This window comes from Serratia sp. Sp408 (assembly GCF_057180665.1).
Genome location: NZ_JBXUFT010000001.1, coordinates 1 through 17,518, shown reverse-complemented (window position 1 = coordinate 17,518; position 17,518 = coordinate 1). Strand labels below are relative to the sequence as shown.

Below are 17,518 nucleotides of genomic sequence, written 5' to 3'. Positions count from 1 at the left end.
CTTAAAATAATCAGCATCAGCGCAAGAAGAACGAGTGGCATGAGAATACTCCAAATGGCATTCAAGTTGATGACGCAATTATCGACCTATGCTTAAATGCTAAAAATGTACAAAGTTTCAAATAAATTTTGCCGTTGGAGCAACAATGAAAGCGAACTCGGATGAGCTGATTACCTTTGTGACGGTGGTAGAAAGCGGAAGCTTCAGCCGCGCGGCAGAACGTCTGGAACAGGCAAATTCCGTGGTCAGCCGAACGGTAAAAAAACTGGAGAACAAGCTTGGCGTAACGCTGCTGAACCGCACTACCCGTCAAATCAGCCTGACGCAGGAAGGGGAAAACTACTTCCGCCAGGTGCAGAAAGTGTTGAATGACATGGCTGCAGCAGAAAACGCCCTGATGGAAAGCCGCCAACGGCCGCAGGGTTTGCTGCGCGTGGATGCCGCCACGCCGTTTGTGTTGCACGTACTGGCACCGATGGCGGCGGAGTTTCGCGCGCTGTATCCGGAAATGTCGCTGTCGCTGGTATCCTCCGAAACCTTTATCAATCTGATAGAACGCAAAGTGGATATCGCCATTCGTATCGGCGAACTGACCGACTCCAGTCTGAAGGCCCGCAAGCTGATGACCAGCTATCGTCAGGTGCTGGCCTCACCGGCCTATTTACGGCAATACGGTACACCGCAAACGGTGGAGGAATTGGCGCAGCATTGCTGCATTGGCTTCAACGATCTGCCGGCATTGAATCGCTGGCCATTGGCCTGCGCCGACGGTCGCCAATGGGAAGCCACCCCGGCGCTGACCAGCAATAGCGGGGAGACACACCGCCACCTGTGTCTGCACGGCAACGGTATCGCCTGTTTGTCGGATTTCATGATCGGTGAGGATGTTAAACGCGGCGATCTGGTGCCGATACTGCAACAACACACGCTGCCGCTGGCGATGCCGATTAACGCGGTATATTACAGCGACAGTGCGGTCAGTAACCGCCTGCGCAGCTTTATCGATTTTGTCAGCGAACGGCTTGCCAGCGCGAACGCCTGATGTGCAGGCCGGCAATCGCCTGCCTGCGGCGGTTAAACTCAATCCCAGTGCGGCGCCAGACCGTCCGGGCTGACCAGACGTCCATTACACTCCAGTGCGGCGATCTGCGCCATATCCTGCTCGTTCAACGTCAATTGCTGCGCCAGCAGGTTGCTGGCCAGATTGTCACGCTTGGTGGAGGATGGGATCACCGCGTAACCCAGTTGCATCGCCCAGGCCAGAATCACCTGGGCCGTCGTGGCGTTGTAGCGCTCGGCAATCGCCTTGATGGTCTCATCCTGCAGCGCCCTGCCGTATGCCAGCGTCATATATGACGTGATGGCGATACCGTGCTGCCGCGCGAACGCTGCCACCTGGCGATTTTGCAAATACGGCGACAGCTCGATCTGGTTAGTGGCGATCGCCTCGGCGCCAACCGCATCAATGGCTTGTTGCATCAGATCGAGGGTGAAGTTGGAAATGCCAATCTGCCGCGTCAGGCCAGCCTGCTTGGCCTGCAATAACTCCGCCATAAACTCGGCGACCGGCACCTGGTCATTCGGCGAAGGCCAGTGAATCAACGTCAGATCGACATAATCGGTTTGCAGCTTGCTCAGGCTCTCTTGCAGGCTGGGGATCAGCCGACCTTTTGCCAAATTGGCCACCCAAATCTTGGTAGTGATAAACAGCGCTTCGCGTGCCACCCCGCTTTCGGCGATCGCCTCGCCCACCGCCGCTTCGTTTTCATAAATCTGTGCGGTATCAATCGCGCGATAACCCAGCTCAAGCGCGTGACGCACCGACGCCTTCACCACCTTATCTTGCAGACGGAAAGTCCCTAAACCAAATTGTGGAATGCTCATGATTTTCTCTCAATGGGTTGGATTTCATTCATTGAGAGGAGTATGACAGCGCCGTTGTTGAGCAAAAATGTCAGGTTTCGCATAACACTTTTGAGTAACGGGCAATAATGGCCGGAGCAAGCCCGGCCAAAGAGCAGTTACGCCCAGCGGCGCAGTATCAGAGAAGTGTTAATACCGCCAAAAGCAAAGTTGTTCGACTGAACAAACTCGGTATCAATATTACGATATTCGCCCATGATATAGTCCAGATCGCCACAGGCGCTGTCCGGTTGCGTCAGGTTGATGGTCGGCGCAAAACGCCCTTCTCGCATCATCTCAATCGCCAGCCAGGCTTCCAGCGCACCACAGGCGCCCAGGGTATGGCCAAAATAGCTTTTCATTGATGAAATCGCCGTACGATTGCCAAAGATCGCCGCCGTTGCCTGACTTTCAGCAATATCACCACGATCGGTTGCCGTGCCGTGCGCGCTAATATAGCCAATGTCGGCGGCGCTCAGTCCAGAAGCGGCCAACGCCTGTTGCATACAGATTTGCATGGTTTCCTGCTGCGGCTGCGTAATGTGTGCCGCATCGCAGTTGGTGGCAAAACCGATAATTTCAGCGTAGATGGTCGCACCGCGCGCCTGCGCATGCTCCAGCGATTCCAGAATCAGGCTGCCGGCCCCTTCGCCGATCACCAGGCCATCGCGCTGGCTGTCGAACGGCCGCGGGGAGAACTCGGGCGTATCATTCTGCTGACTGGTGGCAAACAGCGTATCGAAGACCGCAGCCTCAGAAGGACACAGCTCTTCGGCACCGCCGGCTACCATCAGCGTCTGATAGCCGTGCCGAATACTTTCGTAGGCGTAACCGATCGCCTGACTCCCCGAGGTACAGGCGCTAGAGGTCGGGATCACCCGTCCGCGCAGGCCAAAAAACAGCCCGGCGTTCACCGCCGTGGTGTGCGGCATCATCTGCACATAGGTAGTGCCGGTGATGTTGTTGGTGTGCTTTTCGGTCAGCATGGTGGCAAATTCGCTCACCGGCTTGGTACTGCCGGTGGACGAGCCATAGGCAATGCCGGTCGCACCGTTGGTCAGTACCACATCGTCCAGCAACCCGGCCTGCATCAGCGCCAGCTCGGTGGCACGCGTCGCCAGCAGCGATACCCGCCCCATGGAGCGAATGCGCTTGCGGGTATAGTGTACCGGCAGCGCAAAATCATCCACCGGTGCGCCAAGGTGAGTATTAAGCCCTTGATACTGCTCCCAGTGCGTCATGTAACGCACCGCATTTTGACCCTGTTGCAGACGGTGTGAAACATCCGCCCAGTTGTCACCGAACGCCGTTACGCCCGCCATCCCGGTAATCACTACCCTGTGCGTCATACCATCCCTCCATTAATCGAAATTACCTGCCGCGTTACGTAACCGGCAATATCCGACATCAAATAGCTGGCAAGCCCCGCCACTTCGTCGGCCGAGCCCATGCGCTTGAGCGGAATAGCGCGCATCGCCTGATCCAGCGCCACCGGCTCCATGTCAATCATGCCAGTATCGATCAGCCCCGGTGCGATGCAGTTTACGGTGATTTTCCGCTTCGCCAGTTCGATGGCCAGCGCCTTGCAGGCGCCGATGATGCCGGCCTTGGCGGCGCTGTAGTTCACCTGCCCGCGGTTGCCCATCACACCGGATACCGACGACAGCGCAACGATCCGCCCGCCGTTACGCAAACCGATCATCGGCATGACGCAGGGGTGCAATACGTTGTAAAAACTGTCGAGATTGGTGTGGATCACCCCGTCCCAATCGCTGTCGCTCAGCGCCGGAAATGCGCCATCGCGGGTGATACCGGCATTGTTCACTACGCCATAGTAAGCACCGTGCCGTTCGATATCTTGCTCGAGCCGTTCGCGGCATTGCGCCCGGTCGCTGATGTCAAACTGGATCAGGCGCCCTTGCCCACCGGCCGCGGCGATGTGCTGCAAGGTCTGCTCCGCCCCATGCCGATCGCGGTGGTAATGCACCGCGACTAAAAAGCCATCCGCCGCCAGACGGCAGGCAATGGCCTGTCCGATCCCTTTGCTGGCACCTGTCACTAAAACGGAACGCGTCATGCGTCTCTCTCCGGGCTGGTTAATTGAATTATTTCTTGTTGATCGGGTTGATAGGTATTGAGCCTGCCGTGCGCAACGCGCAGCGCATTAATCGTGATGTCACATTCAAAACTGGCCAGTTTTTCATCACACAGCAGTTGTCGTACGCTGACCACCAGCTCGCAACCGGCGGCAAACGCCGGCTGTGTACTGGTAATGCCACGCCCGCCCAACAACATGCCCAGGCGCGGTGCCTGCCCACCGACGCGGCCATGCCAACCGCTCCATACGCCAATCGTCTGCGCCATCAGTTCAATGCCGTACCAGGCCGGCAGCGCGCCTTGCGCATCAAGGAACGGCGCCAACACGCCATCCGCACTGACGCTGACCGCGCAGCAGGCGCCGTCCTCGGTCACCGCCAGCACCTGTTCCAACAGCACCATCGGCGCCGCATGTGGTAAATAATACTCGGCGGGCTGATAAGACTGATTCATGGCACGTCTCCCAGTAACAGACAGGCATTATTGCCACCAAAGGCAAAGGAATTTGACAGAATGGCGCGCTTGCCCAGCGGTTGCGGCGCAGCCAGCAGATTGATCTCGGCCAGCGTCTCGTCACGCGCGGCCAGGCTGAAATCCTGCGCCGGCAAGGCCAGCGGCGCGCTCAGCACTAACCAGCTCAATGCGGCTTCTATCGCGCCCGCTGCGCCCAACGTGTGGCCGGTCAAATGCTTGGTCGAACTGCACGGCGTGCCACCGCCGAACAGCCGGTTCACCACCTGCGCCTCTACCGAGTCATTCAGGCGCGTCGCGGTGCCGTGCAGATTGATATAACCAATATCCTGCGGTTGTAATCCTGCTTGCTGCAGCGCCATGGTGATGGCGCGTTCTGCGCCCAATCCTTGCGGATGCGGAGCCGACATATGCCAGGCATCGGAGGACTCCCCTATCCCCAGTAGCGCCACCGCTGCCGGCTGTTGCGTCAGTAACAGCAACGCCGCCCCTTCACCGATATTGATCCCGCTACGGCCAGCGGCAAACGGCGTACAGCGCGTGGCAGCAAGCGACTCCAGGCTGTCAAAGCCGTTGATCGGCATTTGGCACAGGCTGTCGGCGCCACCGACAATTGCCGCATCCACCAGACCTGCCTCAATCAGTCGTTTGCCGCTGATGATCGCACGCGCGCTGGAAGAACAAGCGGTAGACAGCGTATATGCCGGCCCTCGCGTGCCCAGCAGTGCGCTAAGAAACTGCCCTGGGTCACCCAATTCCTGTTGCTGGTAATGATAGCCGTCAGGCCATTTCCCATCCTGATAATGCTTGAGCGCCAGTTCTCCCTCGTGGATCCCCGAAGTGCTGGTGCCCATAATGACCGCCACACGTTCAGCGCCGTAACGGGCAATCGCCTCGTCGACCTGCGGGGCAATCTGCGCCAAAGCCGCCAACAGCAAACGATTGTTGCGGGAATTGTGACGGCTCAACGCCACCGGTATCGGTGGCAGCTCTCCGGTTACCGCCCCAAACCATGACGGCTTGTCGCCGATCAGCCAGTGCGTTTGCTGTTGCATCCCCGGCGCCTGTCCCGCCGCCAGATTTTGCGCAATCTGCGGCAGATTATTCCCCAACGCATTCACCATGCCGACGGCAGAGAAATAAATCATTGTCCACTCCCCAGATTCTGGATACTGATGTGGTAATGGAATGCCGTCTGACGCACGGAAATCGGCTGGCGTTGCCCCGCCTGTTGTTGATAGCGGATCTCGGCAATCAGCATGCCGCGATCGTCATACAGGCGGCGCGTTTCGGCGTCGTCCTGCAACCGCCAGCCGACCGGCAGTTGCGCCTGCCAATCGGTTATCGGCCAATAGCTCAACATGATATCGGCCAGTACCTGGCTGGCCGGAGGCAATTCGCCGACCTTGATCAACTGCTCGGTGTGAATGCCCTGACGATCGTAGCCAAGGGTGAACAAACGTATGCCTAACGGCGACATGCCCACCAGCGTCAAACGTTCGCCATCGGCGTTCAGCAATACCAGCATGGCATGCTGCTGGCCGTTGACCTCTGCGCTAAGCAACTGTTGCTGGCTGAACGACCGTGCCAGCGTCGGTGCCGGCAAGTTGACCCTAACGCCCGGTTTCAGCCAGGCCTGAGGCGCCGTAGGCGTTTGCCGCCCGACGCAACCGCCAAGCAGTACGCTGGCCAGTACCAACATCATCGATAAAGCGCGCATCAGGCTTTCCCTCGTTTTCTTTTTACAATCGTCAGCGGCGCCAGCAGGAATGCCAACGCAATGCCGCTGCTTAATACAATGCCAAAACTGCTGATAGCCTGGGTATGGCTGAACACCAACATGCCAAAGGTGAGCTGGGTGGTGAATACCGCCATAAAAATCGCAAACATCGAGGTAGTTGGCGTGCCGCGCGGGTTGGTAAAGAACAGCGTGTAATTAATCCCGATGCCCAGCACCAGCACCAACGCCAGCAGCGAAAACAGATTCAGCGAGTGCCCACTGAGCGCCAATACCGCAATGCCGCCGCCCAGCGACAGTATCGTCGGCACCATGCAACGCAGGCCGTGGCGCAGCCCGAACCGCCACAGGTAAATCAACGTGATAGCCGCAACCGACAGCAGCAATAAATACGATAGATACAGTCGATATTGTCCGAACAGCTGGCTGAATTCGGTTTTACGGTCAATCCAGCCGACGCCCGGCACCTGCTGCGCCAATGTTTGCATCGCTGCGCTGTTGGTTACGCCGCTTACCGGCACCAATGCCGCGCTGCGCCCATCGGGCAACGTCAGCCACAGCAGACGCCAGCCTTCGCTGACGACGCTGTTCAACCATTGTTGCGGCGTTACCCACTCGGCATGCATATCCGCCGGCGCTACCGCCACGCCGGCCTGCCGTAATTGTGCGATTGCCTGTGGCGCGACACGCTTGAGCAGCGCGATATTCTGCGCCTGTCGCCGTTGTGAAGGCAGTGGCAGTAACCGGTAATCGCTCAAGATGCCCTGCTGTCGTGCCTGGGCCAGTCGAGGTTGCAACAGCTCCAGACGCTGCAAGGCCTGCTGCGCATCCTGACCGTACACTACCAGCCATTTTTGATCGTTATGCTGGCCGGTCAGCGTGGCAATCTGCTGTTCCTGCCGCTGGAACTCCGTCGGCAGCGCCTGTAGCTGGCCAATATCGTCATCCACCCGCAGTTGGCTGAAACCGATGACCAGCAGTAATGCGATGGCTAGCGGCAGGCCAATACGCAACGGCCGACGACTGCGCCAGGCGTGCAGCCAGCGCAGAATATAGGTCAGCCCCGGCGCTTGCCGCACCGGCAAGCGGCGCGATAAATGCGGATACCAGCAGATCACCGTGATGCAGGCGGCGCTCAGCCCGGCGGCGGCAAAAACCGCCAACTGCTGCAAACCGGGGAACGGCGCGATCAGCAATGCCAGATACGCCACCACCGTAGTCAGTAGCGCCATCGATAATGCCGGAAACAGTTTTTGCAAACTTTGCAACGGCGTGGATTCACCGCCATGCACCATGCGCTCAGTTAGAAAATACAGCGTGTAGTCCGCTGAAATACCCACGATGCTAACGCTCAGCACCAATGTCATAACGTGAATTTCACCGAACGCCAGCAAGGTTGCGACGGTGCCCGCCAACGCGCCAACGCTCACCGACAGCGCGCATAGCAACAACGGCAGTGGCGAACGAAACATCAGTAATACCAGCAGGAACACGCCGGCTACCGACGCCAGCCCGATGGTAGAAATATCGCGCTCAGCCTGCTGGCTGGCATAATTGCTGTAATACAAGGTACCGCGGTTCAGCACTTCGCTGCCAGGCCAGCGCAGTTGCAGTTGACGCTGCAGATCGGCCAGTTTGTCCACCGTGCGCCGCGCACTGCCGATATCGTAGGATGATGCGCTCAGCTCCGCGTGCAGCAAATACCAGTCACGCCCCTGCCGATCGCGCGCCACCAGCCAGCCGTTGCGCAACCCCAACGTGCCGCCGTTTTGCTGTTGCGCCAGCTGCGCTCCTCGTACCAACAGCAAAGGATCGTTGGCCAGTTCCTTGCCGCTGACGCCGGCAAAGGCCGAATACAGCTGGCCAAGGATCCACTGGCTCTGGGCTTCTGCCCCTTGCAAAAGCCGCTGGCGCGTTGCGTTATCCAGCAAAACGTTGCGATGTTGATAAAAGAATTGCCCCCACTGCTGCTGACGCTGAGCATCCATCGGCCCACCAACCTGTTGCAGCTCAGGCAGGCGCTGTAATTGTTGCTGCCACCAGTTGACCGCCGCGGCGTCGCCGCCCGGCGGCGGGCTGACCAGCCACATCAGTTGGCGATCCAGCCGCTGGCTAAAGCCCTCTGCCAGAGCATCCGGTACGTTAGCCAATTGCTGCTTCGGTAGCAGCGCCAACACGCTGCTGTTGATCTGGCTGCGCGGCAACAGCCAGCACAGCGCGGCAATCAACAGCAGACAAACGGCCAGCCAGCCGAACGCCGCACGACGATGCAGTTCAGGAGGCAAAGCGCTGTTGCTCCTCAGCGGTCAGGGTTGTCGGCGTGGTTCGCTGATTGAAGAAACGGATATGAGTGGCATCGTTTTGCATGTCATCGATATCAATGGTTTCCAGGAACTGTTCGCCATTGAGCGTAATGCGCTTAAACAGTTTATCCAGCGGCGACGTTTTCGGCGTCAGCACCACACGCCAGCGGTGGTTGCCAACATCGCTGAATTGCAGCGCAAAGTTTTGTTCCAGCGCCTGGCTGTCAGCATGGAACAATGCGGTCAACAAACGATTAAACTGGAACATTTGCGGATTGTTTTCCGCCGTCACCACCTGTGGGGGCTGGCCGGCCATGGTTTGCACCATACGGCGGTCGTCCAGCAGCAACGTCAGCGGGAACGGTTTCTGTTGCGCCCACCACAATCCCTTCTGCTGTGAGATCACCAGCTCACCGCTGGAGTTGAGCGGCTTCGTCATACCGCTGATGCTGCGCTGCTGTTCGAATTCGGCACGCAATACCGGCTGTTGACTGAAACGCTGCTGCAATTCTTGCAGCGTGACCGCCTGCGCGCTCAGGCTGAAGCAGGCCAAGGCCAGCGCTATCCAACGTTTCATGATGACACTCCCAATTTGTCCAGCAATACCTGCGGCGCACTAAAGCACATCTCTTTGCTCTGCTCCTCCACCGCCACCTGAATGGTGTAACCGGTGGTGGTACGCTTGCCGCTTTCCACATCAAAAATCTGGTAACCGATACGCAGCCGGTTTTCATATTCTTCAAGCGTTGCGCACACCGTTATGCGCTGTTCAAACAGCAATGGCGCAATGTACTTGACCCGGGTGTCGACAATCGGCCAGACGTAACCCGAAGCTTTCATCTGGCGGTAGCCGTAGTCAAATTGCTTTAGCAACGCTTCTCGTGCGATCTCGAAATAGCGGAAATAGTTGCCGTGCCACACTACGCCCATGGCATCGGCGTCATGGAAAGGTACGGTGATATCAACCCGAGCGGAACAGCGCGGATCGTCGATGATAGTCATTGTTAAGGCCCTTGCGATGGTGACGGCCCAGCCGCCAACTGCCAGAAATTGAAAAAGTTGAACCAGTCGAGCGGCGCCAGCAGACAATAATGTTCCAGTCGGGCGGCATAGCGATCCACCGCCTGCTGTAACGCCTGCTGACGTTCGGCACGCGGCAGCGCCAGCGGGTCGGCGAACGGTTCAAAATACACTCGCAGCTGCCCCTGCTGCTTGAGGCCGAACATCAGAAATACCGGGCAGCGCAGCGCGGATGCCAGTACGAACGGCCCTTGAGGGAAAGGCGCAGGCTGTCCAAGGAAGCTGCTCCACACCACGCGCGGCTGTTCACCGCGCTGGTACTGTCCGGCGGAAGTCCGATCGCCGACGATCGCTACCCACTCACCGGCGTCGAGCTTATCCATCAGCCGCATGGCGGTATCCGGGCCCAGTGACGAAACCTGAATCAAATTCAGATTGGCGCGCGGATTGACCTCTTTCATCACCTGATTAAATCTTTCGGCATGTTCGGTAAACACCAGCGCATTGATTTTCACACCGGCGCCCAGTTCCCCTAGCGCACGACAGGATTCAATATCGCCAAGGTGAGAAGCCAGAATCAGCGTACCCTTGCCAGACGCAATCTGCTGCTGACAGCATTGGCGATCCACCAGCGTAATGTCATGCAGCTCGCCCTGCCAGCTGGCCAGCTTATCCAGCATGGCATCGCCAAAACGCATAAAGTGTCGGAAACTGTTAAGCGGCAGTGGCACCGTTTGCCGCCGCTGCCGGGCGACGTGCTGCAGACGTTGCAGATACTCGCGCGAAGCCGTGCGCTGGTCTCGTCCGGTTAACCAAAAATAGCCGATAACCGGGTACAGCAATAGCTGGAACGCACGACGGCCAAAGAGTCGATACACCTTCAGCATCAGACGTATGCCCCACAGCCCTCGTCGTTCGCGCGTGGTGGCCCAATGCCGTGGCTGCGCCAACTGGCGGCGCAGTCGCAATAAACGCGGAATACGTGGCAACATGCCGAAAAACAGTCGGGTATGCATCCAGGAAATGCGCAGGTTATCGCGCAGCGCGTCAAAGTGGGAAACACCATCCGCCGGATAGGTGACGCGGGTCGGTAAAAAGTAACTCGGCACGCCCTGCCAGTACAAACGCACCATCACTTCGGTGTCAAAATCCATTCGCTTGCCGAGCGGATAATCGGCCGCCAGCGCCAGCGTTGGTGCAACCGGATAGACTCTAAAACCGCACATGCTGTCTTTTATCGACAATGACAGCGTTTCGATCCACACCCAGACATGGGTGACGTAACGGCCATACAGCCGTGCTTTGGGCACCGAGTCATCGTATAGCGGGCGACCGGAAATCAGCGCCTGCGGGCGCCTTTGCGCTTCAGCCAGCATTGCCGGGATATCGCTCAGTTGATGCTGTCCATCGGCATCGACCTGCAAGGCGTGACTGAAGCCTTGCCGCTGTGCCTGTTGTAGCCCGGCAATCACCGCCGCGCCCTTGCCCTGATTCTGTGACAAGCGCCGTAGCGTTACCCACGGCAATTGCGCCGCCAGGCGCTGCAGTTCAGCGCAGGTTGCGTCATCGCTACCGTCATCAATTACCAGGCAGGGCAATTGATAAACCGCCAGCGCCTCAAGCACGCCGGCCATCATCCTGCCATGATTGAAGCAGGGAATAAGGAAACAGGGTGAAAACTCGACGTTCAGCGGCATAGCGCGATCTTCCCGCTACTGGCGCTGGCCGCCGCGACGCGATAGCTGAACAGCAACTTATTCCGCTCCGGCTGCCATGCCAACGCCAGCGTCACCGTTTCCTGCGGCAGCAGCGGGCGCTGAAACTTAAGCACCTCGATTCCGCCAAAGTCGGCTTCGGGCAGCAACAGCTCTCGGGCAAATTGCATCGCCCAATTGACCTGGGCAACGCCGGGCAGAATCGGATGCTGCGGGAAGTGGCCGCGAAACCATAATAAATCAGCGGGCAAAAACAGCTGCACACAGGCGTGAGTAGCATCAATCATCTGCCGCTGCAGCACCTCGGGTTGCATCATAAAAACAGTTCCTGTAGTTCAGCATAGGCCCGCTTACCCTGAGCGTTCAACGGGATGGCGCGAATAATACGCCAGCTGCGCGGCAACGCCGCCGGCTCCAGCCACGGGCGTAGTGCCTGACGCAGACCGCGGGTAAAGCGGCCGTCTCCCAGCGTTTGGCGCTGAGTCATTCCCAGCGCAGAAAGTACGATCGCTACGCCCAGAACGGTACGTCCGCCTTGTTGCAACGGCAGTATCGCGGCATCGGCGATCTCCGGCAATGCCAGTAAACGCTTTTCAATCTCCGCGAGTGACAGACGTTTTTCTTCAATTTTAATAATGCGGTCGCGGCGGCCAAGCAGTTCAAAATGGCGGCCGTCGGCGGCCAGATTAAGGATATCGCTCAACGCCACCGGCGCCGGCACCAGCGGCGAGTCGGCTTCGATGGCATGCGCTTTGCGCGCTAGCGTGACCCCGGCAAAAAGTTGCCATCGGGTGGATGGTGCCTTCTGCTGACGCCAGGCTAGCGCCCCCGTTTCCGTCGTACCATAAATCTCCAGCGGCAGTACGCCAAGCGCCCGCTGTGTCAGTTGAGCCTCCGCCAATGCCAATGGCCCACCGGCAGAAAATACCTGTACGCATTCAGACACGGCAAGCGCCGGATCCAGACGCTTTAGCCACGCTGGGCTGCTGATGAAAACCAGCGGGTAGCGGGTATTTTTGGCGATCAACTGTTCGTGATACTCCGTCAGCCGGGCATCAAACGGCAGGCCAAAGGCCATCGGCATAAACAGCCGAAAACTGAGGCCATACATATGCTGATGCGAAACCGAAGCGGCGATCCGGCAATGCCGTAACGCCGGTAACCACTGTGGCGCCAGCAGCTCGCTCTCACTGTCCATCGCGGCAACGGACTTCACCACCGCTTGCGGGGCGCCGGTCGAACCTGAAGTATAAAGGATGAATTGGGGATCGCTTGGCCAGGCCGGCAGCGGCGGCAACACGCCATGCCCTTCTTCAACCGCCAGCACCGCCGTGCCGGGCGACAGCGGCAGATCGGTCAGCAAGGCGTCAAAGTCCGCCCGCTGTTCTTTGAGAATGGCTTCGCGCTGGTGACCGAAAATCACCGGCAATTTACCGCCGTACAGCGCTGCCAGCAGTGCCACGGCAAAACGATAGCTATCATCAAAACACAGCGCCCAACGTTTTTCACTGCGTTCGACCAGGCGAGCGCTCAGGAGCGCCACGTCAGCGCGAAGCTGTGCCAGACTCAGCGTTTGCTCGCCACGCCAGGCTATTGGCGTATCTGCAGCGCGCGCTGCATCGAGCCATTGATGCATCGGCAAACTCAGGCGCGGCACACTCTTCCTCTCACTAACCATTCACCCCCCATCAGCCCTGCCATCAGCAAATAGCTGATGCCGCCGTTATACAGCGTCCAGAGCGTGATATCGCCTATCAGACAGGTCGCCAGCGCAATCGCGCCATTAATCACAAAGAATCCACACCAGACCTGCGTTACCCGCCGGGTATACACTATGCCGGTTGCGGGCAGTTCGGGATCACTGATGCGCGCCAGACGCTCTATCACCGTTGGCGGAAAACGCAGTGAGTATACAAACAGCAACAACAACAACGCGTTAACCAATACCGGGTAATACAATAGCCAATGGGTTTGTCTTAACCCCCAACTGGCCAATGCCAGCAGAATACCTAGCGCTGCCAACGCCTTTCCCAGCCACAGTTGCTGACGTAAACCACCCCGCAGCAACAGCAGCCGCAGCGTAAATACCGCAGCCAGCAACGGCGCCAGTACCGAACTCCCCCAGCGTTGAAGACCAAACCATACCGCCAGCGGATAGGCCATCAGCACCAGCCAGGTCAGTAGCTGCAACATGCGCAGCACCTTCGGCAGGCTGTCGTTCAGTTTCACGCAGCTAACGCCGTATCAGCCAGCAGACTTCTGTAATTCGTCAATCGCATCAACCACGTCTTGTACCGTGCGCACCGATTTGAACATCTCGGGCTTGATTTTCTTGCCGGTGATTTTTTGCAGGTGAACCACCAGATCGACGGCGTCGATGCTGTCCAGTTCCAGTTCTTCATACAGGCGGGATTCGAGCGTGATATCCTCGGCATCAAGCTCGAACAGCTTGACCAGCAGCGTTTGAATCTGTTCGAAAATCTGTTGCTTATCCATGAAAACCCCTTATTTGCTACGCTGTGCAGAAACAAACTTTGCCAGCGTTTCCACGGAATAAAAATGTTGGCGCATATCTTCGCTTTCGGCCGACAGTACCACACCGTAACGATTTTTGAGGGCCAGTCCCAATTCGAGCGCATCAATCGAATCCAGACCCAACCCTTCGCCAAATAATGGCGCCTGTGTTTCAATCTCATCCGGTGTCATACCTTCAAGATTGAGCGTGTCTATAATCAATTGCTTGATTTCGTTGCTCAATACATTCATTCGCTATTTCTCATTATTTATAGAATCTGACTGTAAGGCGTCAGTTAAATGCTGGGTCAAACGTCTTGCTGCGAGGGCAGGGGAAACATCGTCCGCATGAATAAAATGGCGCGAATCGATCTTATCCTGAACAGTTATATGAAACTGCGGTTTTATCGCCGGGATATTATACCATTTCCCCTGTTTCGTCAGCATTGGCGGCGTGCAGTGGATATGTACGATGCGGATATCACACTGGCTACGAACCGCAATATTTGCCGCCCCTCGTTGTAAGGCCAGCGCTTGTGCCGGCGTGCTGCGCGTGCCCTCAGGGAAGATAAGCAGAGTGCCGCCGTTCGCCAGCCGCTGCTGGCATAATGCCAGCAAACGCTCAGACTCGGCATTGGCGAGATAGCCGGCCGCTTTGATCACACCACTGACAAACAGGTTATTGAGCAGCGCTTCTTTGACTATGCAATCGCAACGCGGCATGCGTGAGGCCAAGAGTACATAATCGAGCAGGCTGGGGTGATTGGCGACCACCAGACAGCCGGCATCGTCGTGCAAACGTTCGCTATTGGCAAAATGATAGTCCAGAACGCCAAGAAAACGCGTGGTGGCCAAAAAGAAGCGAAAGCAATGACGAATGGCGTTTTGCGTCAGTTGGTTGCGTCGCGCACGATTGCGGATCGCCAATCGCAATAGATTGAACCAGATGCAGGAAAGCAGCAGACCGCCCAAGCCGAACAGCGAAAAGCAAAAGCCGGTTGCAACGACGCGCCAGCAGCGGTTAAACAGCGAGGAACGAGTCGTATCGGTGACTGCCGAGGATGACGAGGACATTATTGCGTCCAACGCCAATCGTGGCACGGACCAGGTACGACAAAACCTGATTGCCCGTTCAACCAGCCGTGCAAAAAGGTCAAACTTTGCGGCCTTTCGCCAGGAGAGGCTTGGTCGGCAACCGGTGCACATTGCCACTCATCGCCTTGCTCCAATAACAACGCAACCGCATACGGCGGCGGCGCGGAAACAAAGCTGTGGTAGACGTCGGGCAACACGCCGTCAAAATCAACCAGCAATACCCGTTCTGCGCTGCCACTGGCCAATATTGCCTGCGCTTCGATCATCCCCTGTTGGAAACTGTCTTCTCCGGCGGCCAGCGAGGTGGTGACCAAATGATTTTTTGCGATGATCGTCAACCAGCCCGCCGCCGTATTATGTACCGACATGGCGAAATCGGTTGGCGACAATGGCTGCTCTTGTTCAAGATGCTGCAAGATTTTATAGGTGCGTTCCAGCTCGCCATGCCGGCTGGTGAAGATTGCCATATCCGCCGAATGTTGCTGCAGTAATGTCAGCCCGCACTCAACGGCCAAACGTGTGCCAACGCTCATACGCCGTAATGACATCATCGGAATATGCGCGCAAGGAGGGGGAAGATCCTGGGACAGCTCGCTAATCGGTTGTTGCGCCCATTGCAACCACGCTTCACGCGTTTCAAGCTTGGCGGCCAACGCCCACCAATTGAGTATCTTCATGCGGCCCGCCATCAAAGCTTCTCACCAACCTGTAATTTTAATCCGTGACGTTATTATATTTAACCGCATCGCGCATGTCTAAAATTCTGATTTATGTGCACAATATCCGTTTAGTCTATATTAAAGTTTATTCTCTCTTTCTCATTTATTCTCACGTTAATGAAAATTATATCAATGTTGCACATCAAAAATTGTTCTCATTGACCAGTAGCGTTATCTTAATAGGGAAACAAATACGCATAACTTTTATGCACTTCCCATTCGTAATTTCTCATGGAAAAGAGTATGAAACTTTTAAAACCCATCTTGGCAGCCGCATTTTCAGTCATGTTACTGAATGCTTGTTCCAGTACCGCTCCCGTACAGAACATAAACCAAAGCGTCATTGGCAGCCACAGCACAGCGCAAATTCGCCAGGCAATACTCTATGCTGGTCTGAACCGTGGCTGGATCATGAATCCGATCGGCGAAGGCGTGATCGATGGCAAGATTATGTTAAGGGGCCATACGGCCAATATTCGCGTTACTTATACTGCCAATAGTTATCAGATCAACTATGTAAGCAGCAGTAATATGGATGCTGAGAAAGGAAAGATTCATTCCAACTATAACCGTTGGGTAGCGAATTTGAACAAAGATATCCAGCTAGAACTGGCTCGACAAAATATTCGATAACTGCCGCTGGTGAGAGCCCGGCATACGTGCCGGGTTTATTGCTCAGCGCTGATTTTTAGACATGAAAAAGCCCTGAGTCATCGACTCAGGGCTTATCAATTAAGTGGCGGAACGGACGGGGCTCGAACCCGCGACCCCCTGCGTGACAGGCAGGTATTCTAACCAACTGAACTACCGCTCCACCGGTTCTGTTACGTTGCTTCTTGCGAAGCCGGCAAACCTTCTGGGTTTTGCCATTATCAGGTGTCACTCTGATAACGTGTGTTTGATGCCTGGCAGTGTCCTACTCTCGCATGGGGAGACCCCACACTACCATCGGCGCTACGGCGTTTCACTTCTGAGTTCGGCATGGGGTCAGGTGGGACCACCGCGCTATTGCCGCCAGGCAAATTCTGTTTCATCCCGACCGCTTCACTTCACGTAAAGCCATCAGAACCAATCTCGGAACCAGCTGAATATCTTTGTCTCTAAAACACCTTCGGTGTTGTAAGGTTAAGCCTCACGGATCATTAGTACTGGTTAGCTCAATGCATCGCTGCACTTACACACCCAGCCTATCAACGTCTTAGTCTTAAACGTTCCTTCAGGGGCCTTAAAGGCCCAGGGAAGACTCATCTCGAGGCAAGTTTCGCGCTTAGATGCTTTCAGCGCTTATCTTTTCCGCACTTAGCTACCGGGCAGTGCCATTGGCATGACAACCCGAACACCAGTGGTGCGTTCACTCCGGTCCTCTCGTACTAGGAGCAACCCCTCTCAATCTTCCAACGCCCACGGCAGATAGGGACCGAACTGTCTCACGACGTTCTAAACCCAGCTCGCGTACCACTTTAAATGGCGAACAGCCATACCCTTGGGACCTACTTCAGCCCCAGGATGTGATGAGCCGACATCGAGGTGCCAAACACCGCCGTCGATATGAACTCTTGGGCGGTATCAGCCTGTTATCCCCGGAGTACCTTTTATCCGTTGAGCGATGGCCCTTCCATTCAGAACCACCGGATCACTAAGACCTGCTTTCGCACCTGCTCGAGCCGTCACTCTCGCAGTCAAGCTAGCTTATGCCTTTGCACTAACCTCACGATGTCCGACCGTGATTAGCTAACCTTCGTGCTCCTCCGTTACTCTTTGGGAGGAGACCGCCCCAGTCAAACTACCCACCAGACACTGTCCTCACCCCGGATCACGGGGCCGAGTTAGAACATCAAACATTAAAGGGTGGTATTTCAAGGTTGGCTCCACGCAGACTGGCGTCCACGCTTCAAAGCCTCCCACCTATCCTACACATCAAGGCTCAATGTTCAGTGTCAAGCT

General features: G+C 56.7%; 19 protein-coding genes, 1 tRNA gene and 2 rRNA genes. 2 read left to right on the top strand and 20 right to left on the bottom strand.

Annotation, left to right across the window (positions count from 1 at the left end; all coding sequences use genetic code 11):
• Window positions 1-145: 145 nt before the first annotated feature.
• Complete coding sequence (yafC, locus tag AC2AXP_RS00110) at window positions 146-1,042, top strand: DNA-binding transcriptional regulator YafC (protein ID WP_004955065.1); 897 nt, start codon at window positions 146-148, stop codon at window positions 1,040-1,042.
• Window positions 1,043-1,080: 38 nt separating this feature from the next.
• On the opposite strand, the gene dkgB is transcribed toward yafC, so the two are convergent.
• The 17 genes from dkgB to AC2AXP_RS00025 form a co-directional block, all read right to left on the bottom strand.
• Window positions 1,081-1,884 (bottom strand): 2,5-didehydrogluconate reductase DkgB, encoded by an 804-nt coding sequence (dkgB, locus tag AC2AXP_RS00105; protein ID WP_484381355.1) that lies wholly within the window; start codon window positions 1,882-1,884, stop codon window positions 1,081-1,083.
• Between the two features lie 137 nt (window positions 1,885-2,021).
• A complete protein-coding gene (locus AC2AXP_RS00100) occupies window positions 2,022-3,251 on the bottom strand; it encodes a beta-ketoacyl-ACP synthase (RefSeq protein ID WP_484381354.1) in 1,230 nt (409 codons plus the stop codon).
• Window positions 3,248-3,979, bottom strand: a complete 732-nt coding sequence (locus tag AC2AXP_RS00095; protein ID WP_484381353.1) for a 3-ketoacyl-ACP reductase FabG2 — start codon at window positions 3,977-3,979, stop codon at window positions 3,248-3,250. The genes AC2AXP_RS00100 and AC2AXP_RS00095 overlap by 4 nt, the downstream gene beginning before the upstream one ends.
• Window positions 3,976-4,452, bottom strand: a complete 477-nt coding sequence (locus tag AC2AXP_RS00090; RefSeq protein ID WP_004955075.1) for a hotdog family protein — start codon at window positions 4,450-4,452, stop codon at window positions 3,976-3,978. Before AC2AXP_RS00090 ends, AC2AXP_RS00095 begins: the two co-directional genes overlap by 4 nt.
• Window positions 4,449-5,618, bottom strand: a complete 1,170-nt coding sequence (locus AC2AXP_RS00085; RefSeq protein ID WP_004955077.1) for a beta-ketoacyl-[acyl-carrier-protein] synthase family protein — start codon at window positions 5,616-5,618, stop codon at window positions 4,449-4,451. The genes AC2AXP_RS00090 and AC2AXP_RS00085 overlap by 4 nt, the downstream gene beginning before the upstream one ends.
• Entirely contained in the window at window positions 5,615-6,190 is a 576-nt protein-coding gene (locus tag AC2AXP_RS00080; protein ID WP_004955079.1) for a DUF3261 domain-containing protein, read from the bottom strand. Before AC2AXP_RS00080 ends, AC2AXP_RS00085 begins: the two co-directional genes overlap by 4 nt.
• Window positions 6,190-8,493: an MMPL family transporter gene (locus AC2AXP_RS00075; RefSeq protein ID WP_430299440.1), complete on the bottom strand. Its 2,304-nt coding sequence runs from the start codon at window positions 8,491-8,493 to the stop codon at window positions 6,190-6,192. The genes AC2AXP_RS00080 and AC2AXP_RS00075 overlap by 1 nt, the downstream gene beginning before the upstream one ends.
• Window positions 8,483-9,088, bottom strand: a complete 606-nt coding sequence (locus AC2AXP_RS00070; RefSeq protein WP_004955082.1) for a LolA family protein — start codon at window positions 9,086-9,088, stop codon at window positions 8,483-8,485. The genes AC2AXP_RS00075 and AC2AXP_RS00070 overlap by 11 nt, the downstream gene beginning before the upstream one ends.
• Entirely contained in the window at window positions 9,085-9,513 is a 429-nt protein-coding gene (locus tag AC2AXP_RS00065; protein ID WP_004955085.1) for an acyl-CoA thioesterase, read from the bottom strand. The genes AC2AXP_RS00070 and AC2AXP_RS00065 overlap by 4 nt, the downstream gene beginning before the upstream one ends.
• A gap of 2 nt (window positions 9,514-9,515) precedes the next feature.
• The gene (locus AC2AXP_RS00060) at window positions 9,516-11,228 is read right to left on the bottom strand and encodes a glycosyltransferase family 2 protein (protein WP_484381352.1); all 1,713 of its coding nucleotides are present in this window, start codon (window positions 11,226-11,228) and stop codon (window positions 9,516-9,518) included.
• Window positions 11,219-11,563 carry an ApeI family dehydratase gene (locus tag AC2AXP_RS00055; RefSeq protein ID WP_004955091.1) on the bottom strand — a complete coding sequence of 115 codons (345 nt, stop codon included), beginning with the start codon at window positions 11,561-11,563 and terminating at the stop codon, window positions 11,219-11,221. Before AC2AXP_RS00055 ends, AC2AXP_RS00060 begins: the two co-directional genes overlap by 10 nt.
• A complete protein-coding gene (locus AC2AXP_RS00050; RefSeq protein WP_484381351.1) occupies window positions 11,560-12,924 on the bottom strand; it encodes an AMP-binding protein in 1,365 nt (454 codons plus the stop codon). Before AC2AXP_RS00050 ends, AC2AXP_RS00055 begins: the two co-directional genes overlap by 4 nt.
• Window positions 12,891-13,439 carry a COG4648 family protein gene (locus AC2AXP_RS00045; RefSeq protein ID WP_484381640.1) on the bottom strand — a complete coding sequence of 183 codons (549 nt, stop codon included), beginning with the start codon at window positions 13,437-13,439 and terminating at the stop codon, window positions 12,891-12,893. Before AC2AXP_RS00045 ends, AC2AXP_RS00050 begins: the two co-directional genes overlap by 34 nt.
• Before the next feature lie 51 nt (window positions 13,440-13,490).
• A complete protein-coding gene (locus tag AC2AXP_RS00040; protein ID WP_004955101.1) occupies window positions 13,491-13,742 on the bottom strand; it encodes an acyl carrier protein in 252 nt (83 codons plus the stop codon).
• A 9-nt stretch (window positions 13,743-13,751) separates the two neighbouring features.
• Complete coding sequence (locus AC2AXP_RS00035) at window positions 13,752-14,012, bottom strand: phosphopantetheine-binding protein (protein ID WP_004955103.1); 261 nt, start codon at window positions 14,010-14,012, stop codon at window positions 13,752-13,754.
• A gap of 3 nt (window positions 14,013-14,015) precedes the next feature.
• Window positions 14,016-14,834: a lysophospholipid acyltransferase family protein gene (locus tag AC2AXP_RS00030; protein WP_484381350.1), complete on the bottom strand. Its 819-nt coding sequence runs from the start codon at window positions 14,832-14,834 to the stop codon at window positions 14,016-14,018.
• The gene (locus AC2AXP_RS00025) at window positions 14,834-15,544 is read right to left on the bottom strand and encodes a beta-ketoacyl synthase chain length factor (protein ID WP_004955110.1); all 711 of its coding nucleotides are present in this window, start codon (window positions 15,542-15,544) and stop codon (window positions 14,834-14,836) included. The genes AC2AXP_RS00030 and AC2AXP_RS00025 overlap by 1 nt, the downstream gene beginning before the upstream one ends.
• Window positions 15,545-15,817: 273 nt before the next feature.
• On the opposite strand from AC2AXP_RS00025, the gene AC2AXP_RS00020 reads away from it, so the two are divergent.
• Window positions 15,818-16,207: a hypothetical protein gene (locus tag AC2AXP_RS00020; protein WP_039991105.1), complete on the top strand. Its 390-nt coding sequence runs from the start codon at window positions 15,818-15,820 to the stop codon at window positions 16,205-16,207.
• A gap of 104 nt (window positions 16,208-16,311) precedes the next feature.
• On the opposite strand, the gene AC2AXP_RS00015 is transcribed toward AC2AXP_RS00020, so the two are convergent.
• The 3 genes from AC2AXP_RS00015 to AC2AXP_RS00005 form a co-directional block, all read right to left on the bottom strand.
• Window positions 16,312-16,388 (bottom strand) — tRNA-Asp (locus AC2AXP_RS00015).
• A gap of 89 nt (window positions 16,389-16,477) precedes the next feature.
• Window positions 16,478-16,593: ribosomal RNA gene (gene rrf, locus AC2AXP_RS00010) — 5S ribosomal RNA — on the bottom strand.
• 102 nt (window positions 16,594-16,695) lie between these two features.
• Window positions 16,696-17,518, bottom strand: a 23S ribosomal RNA gene (locus AC2AXP_RS00005); the annotation flags it as partial.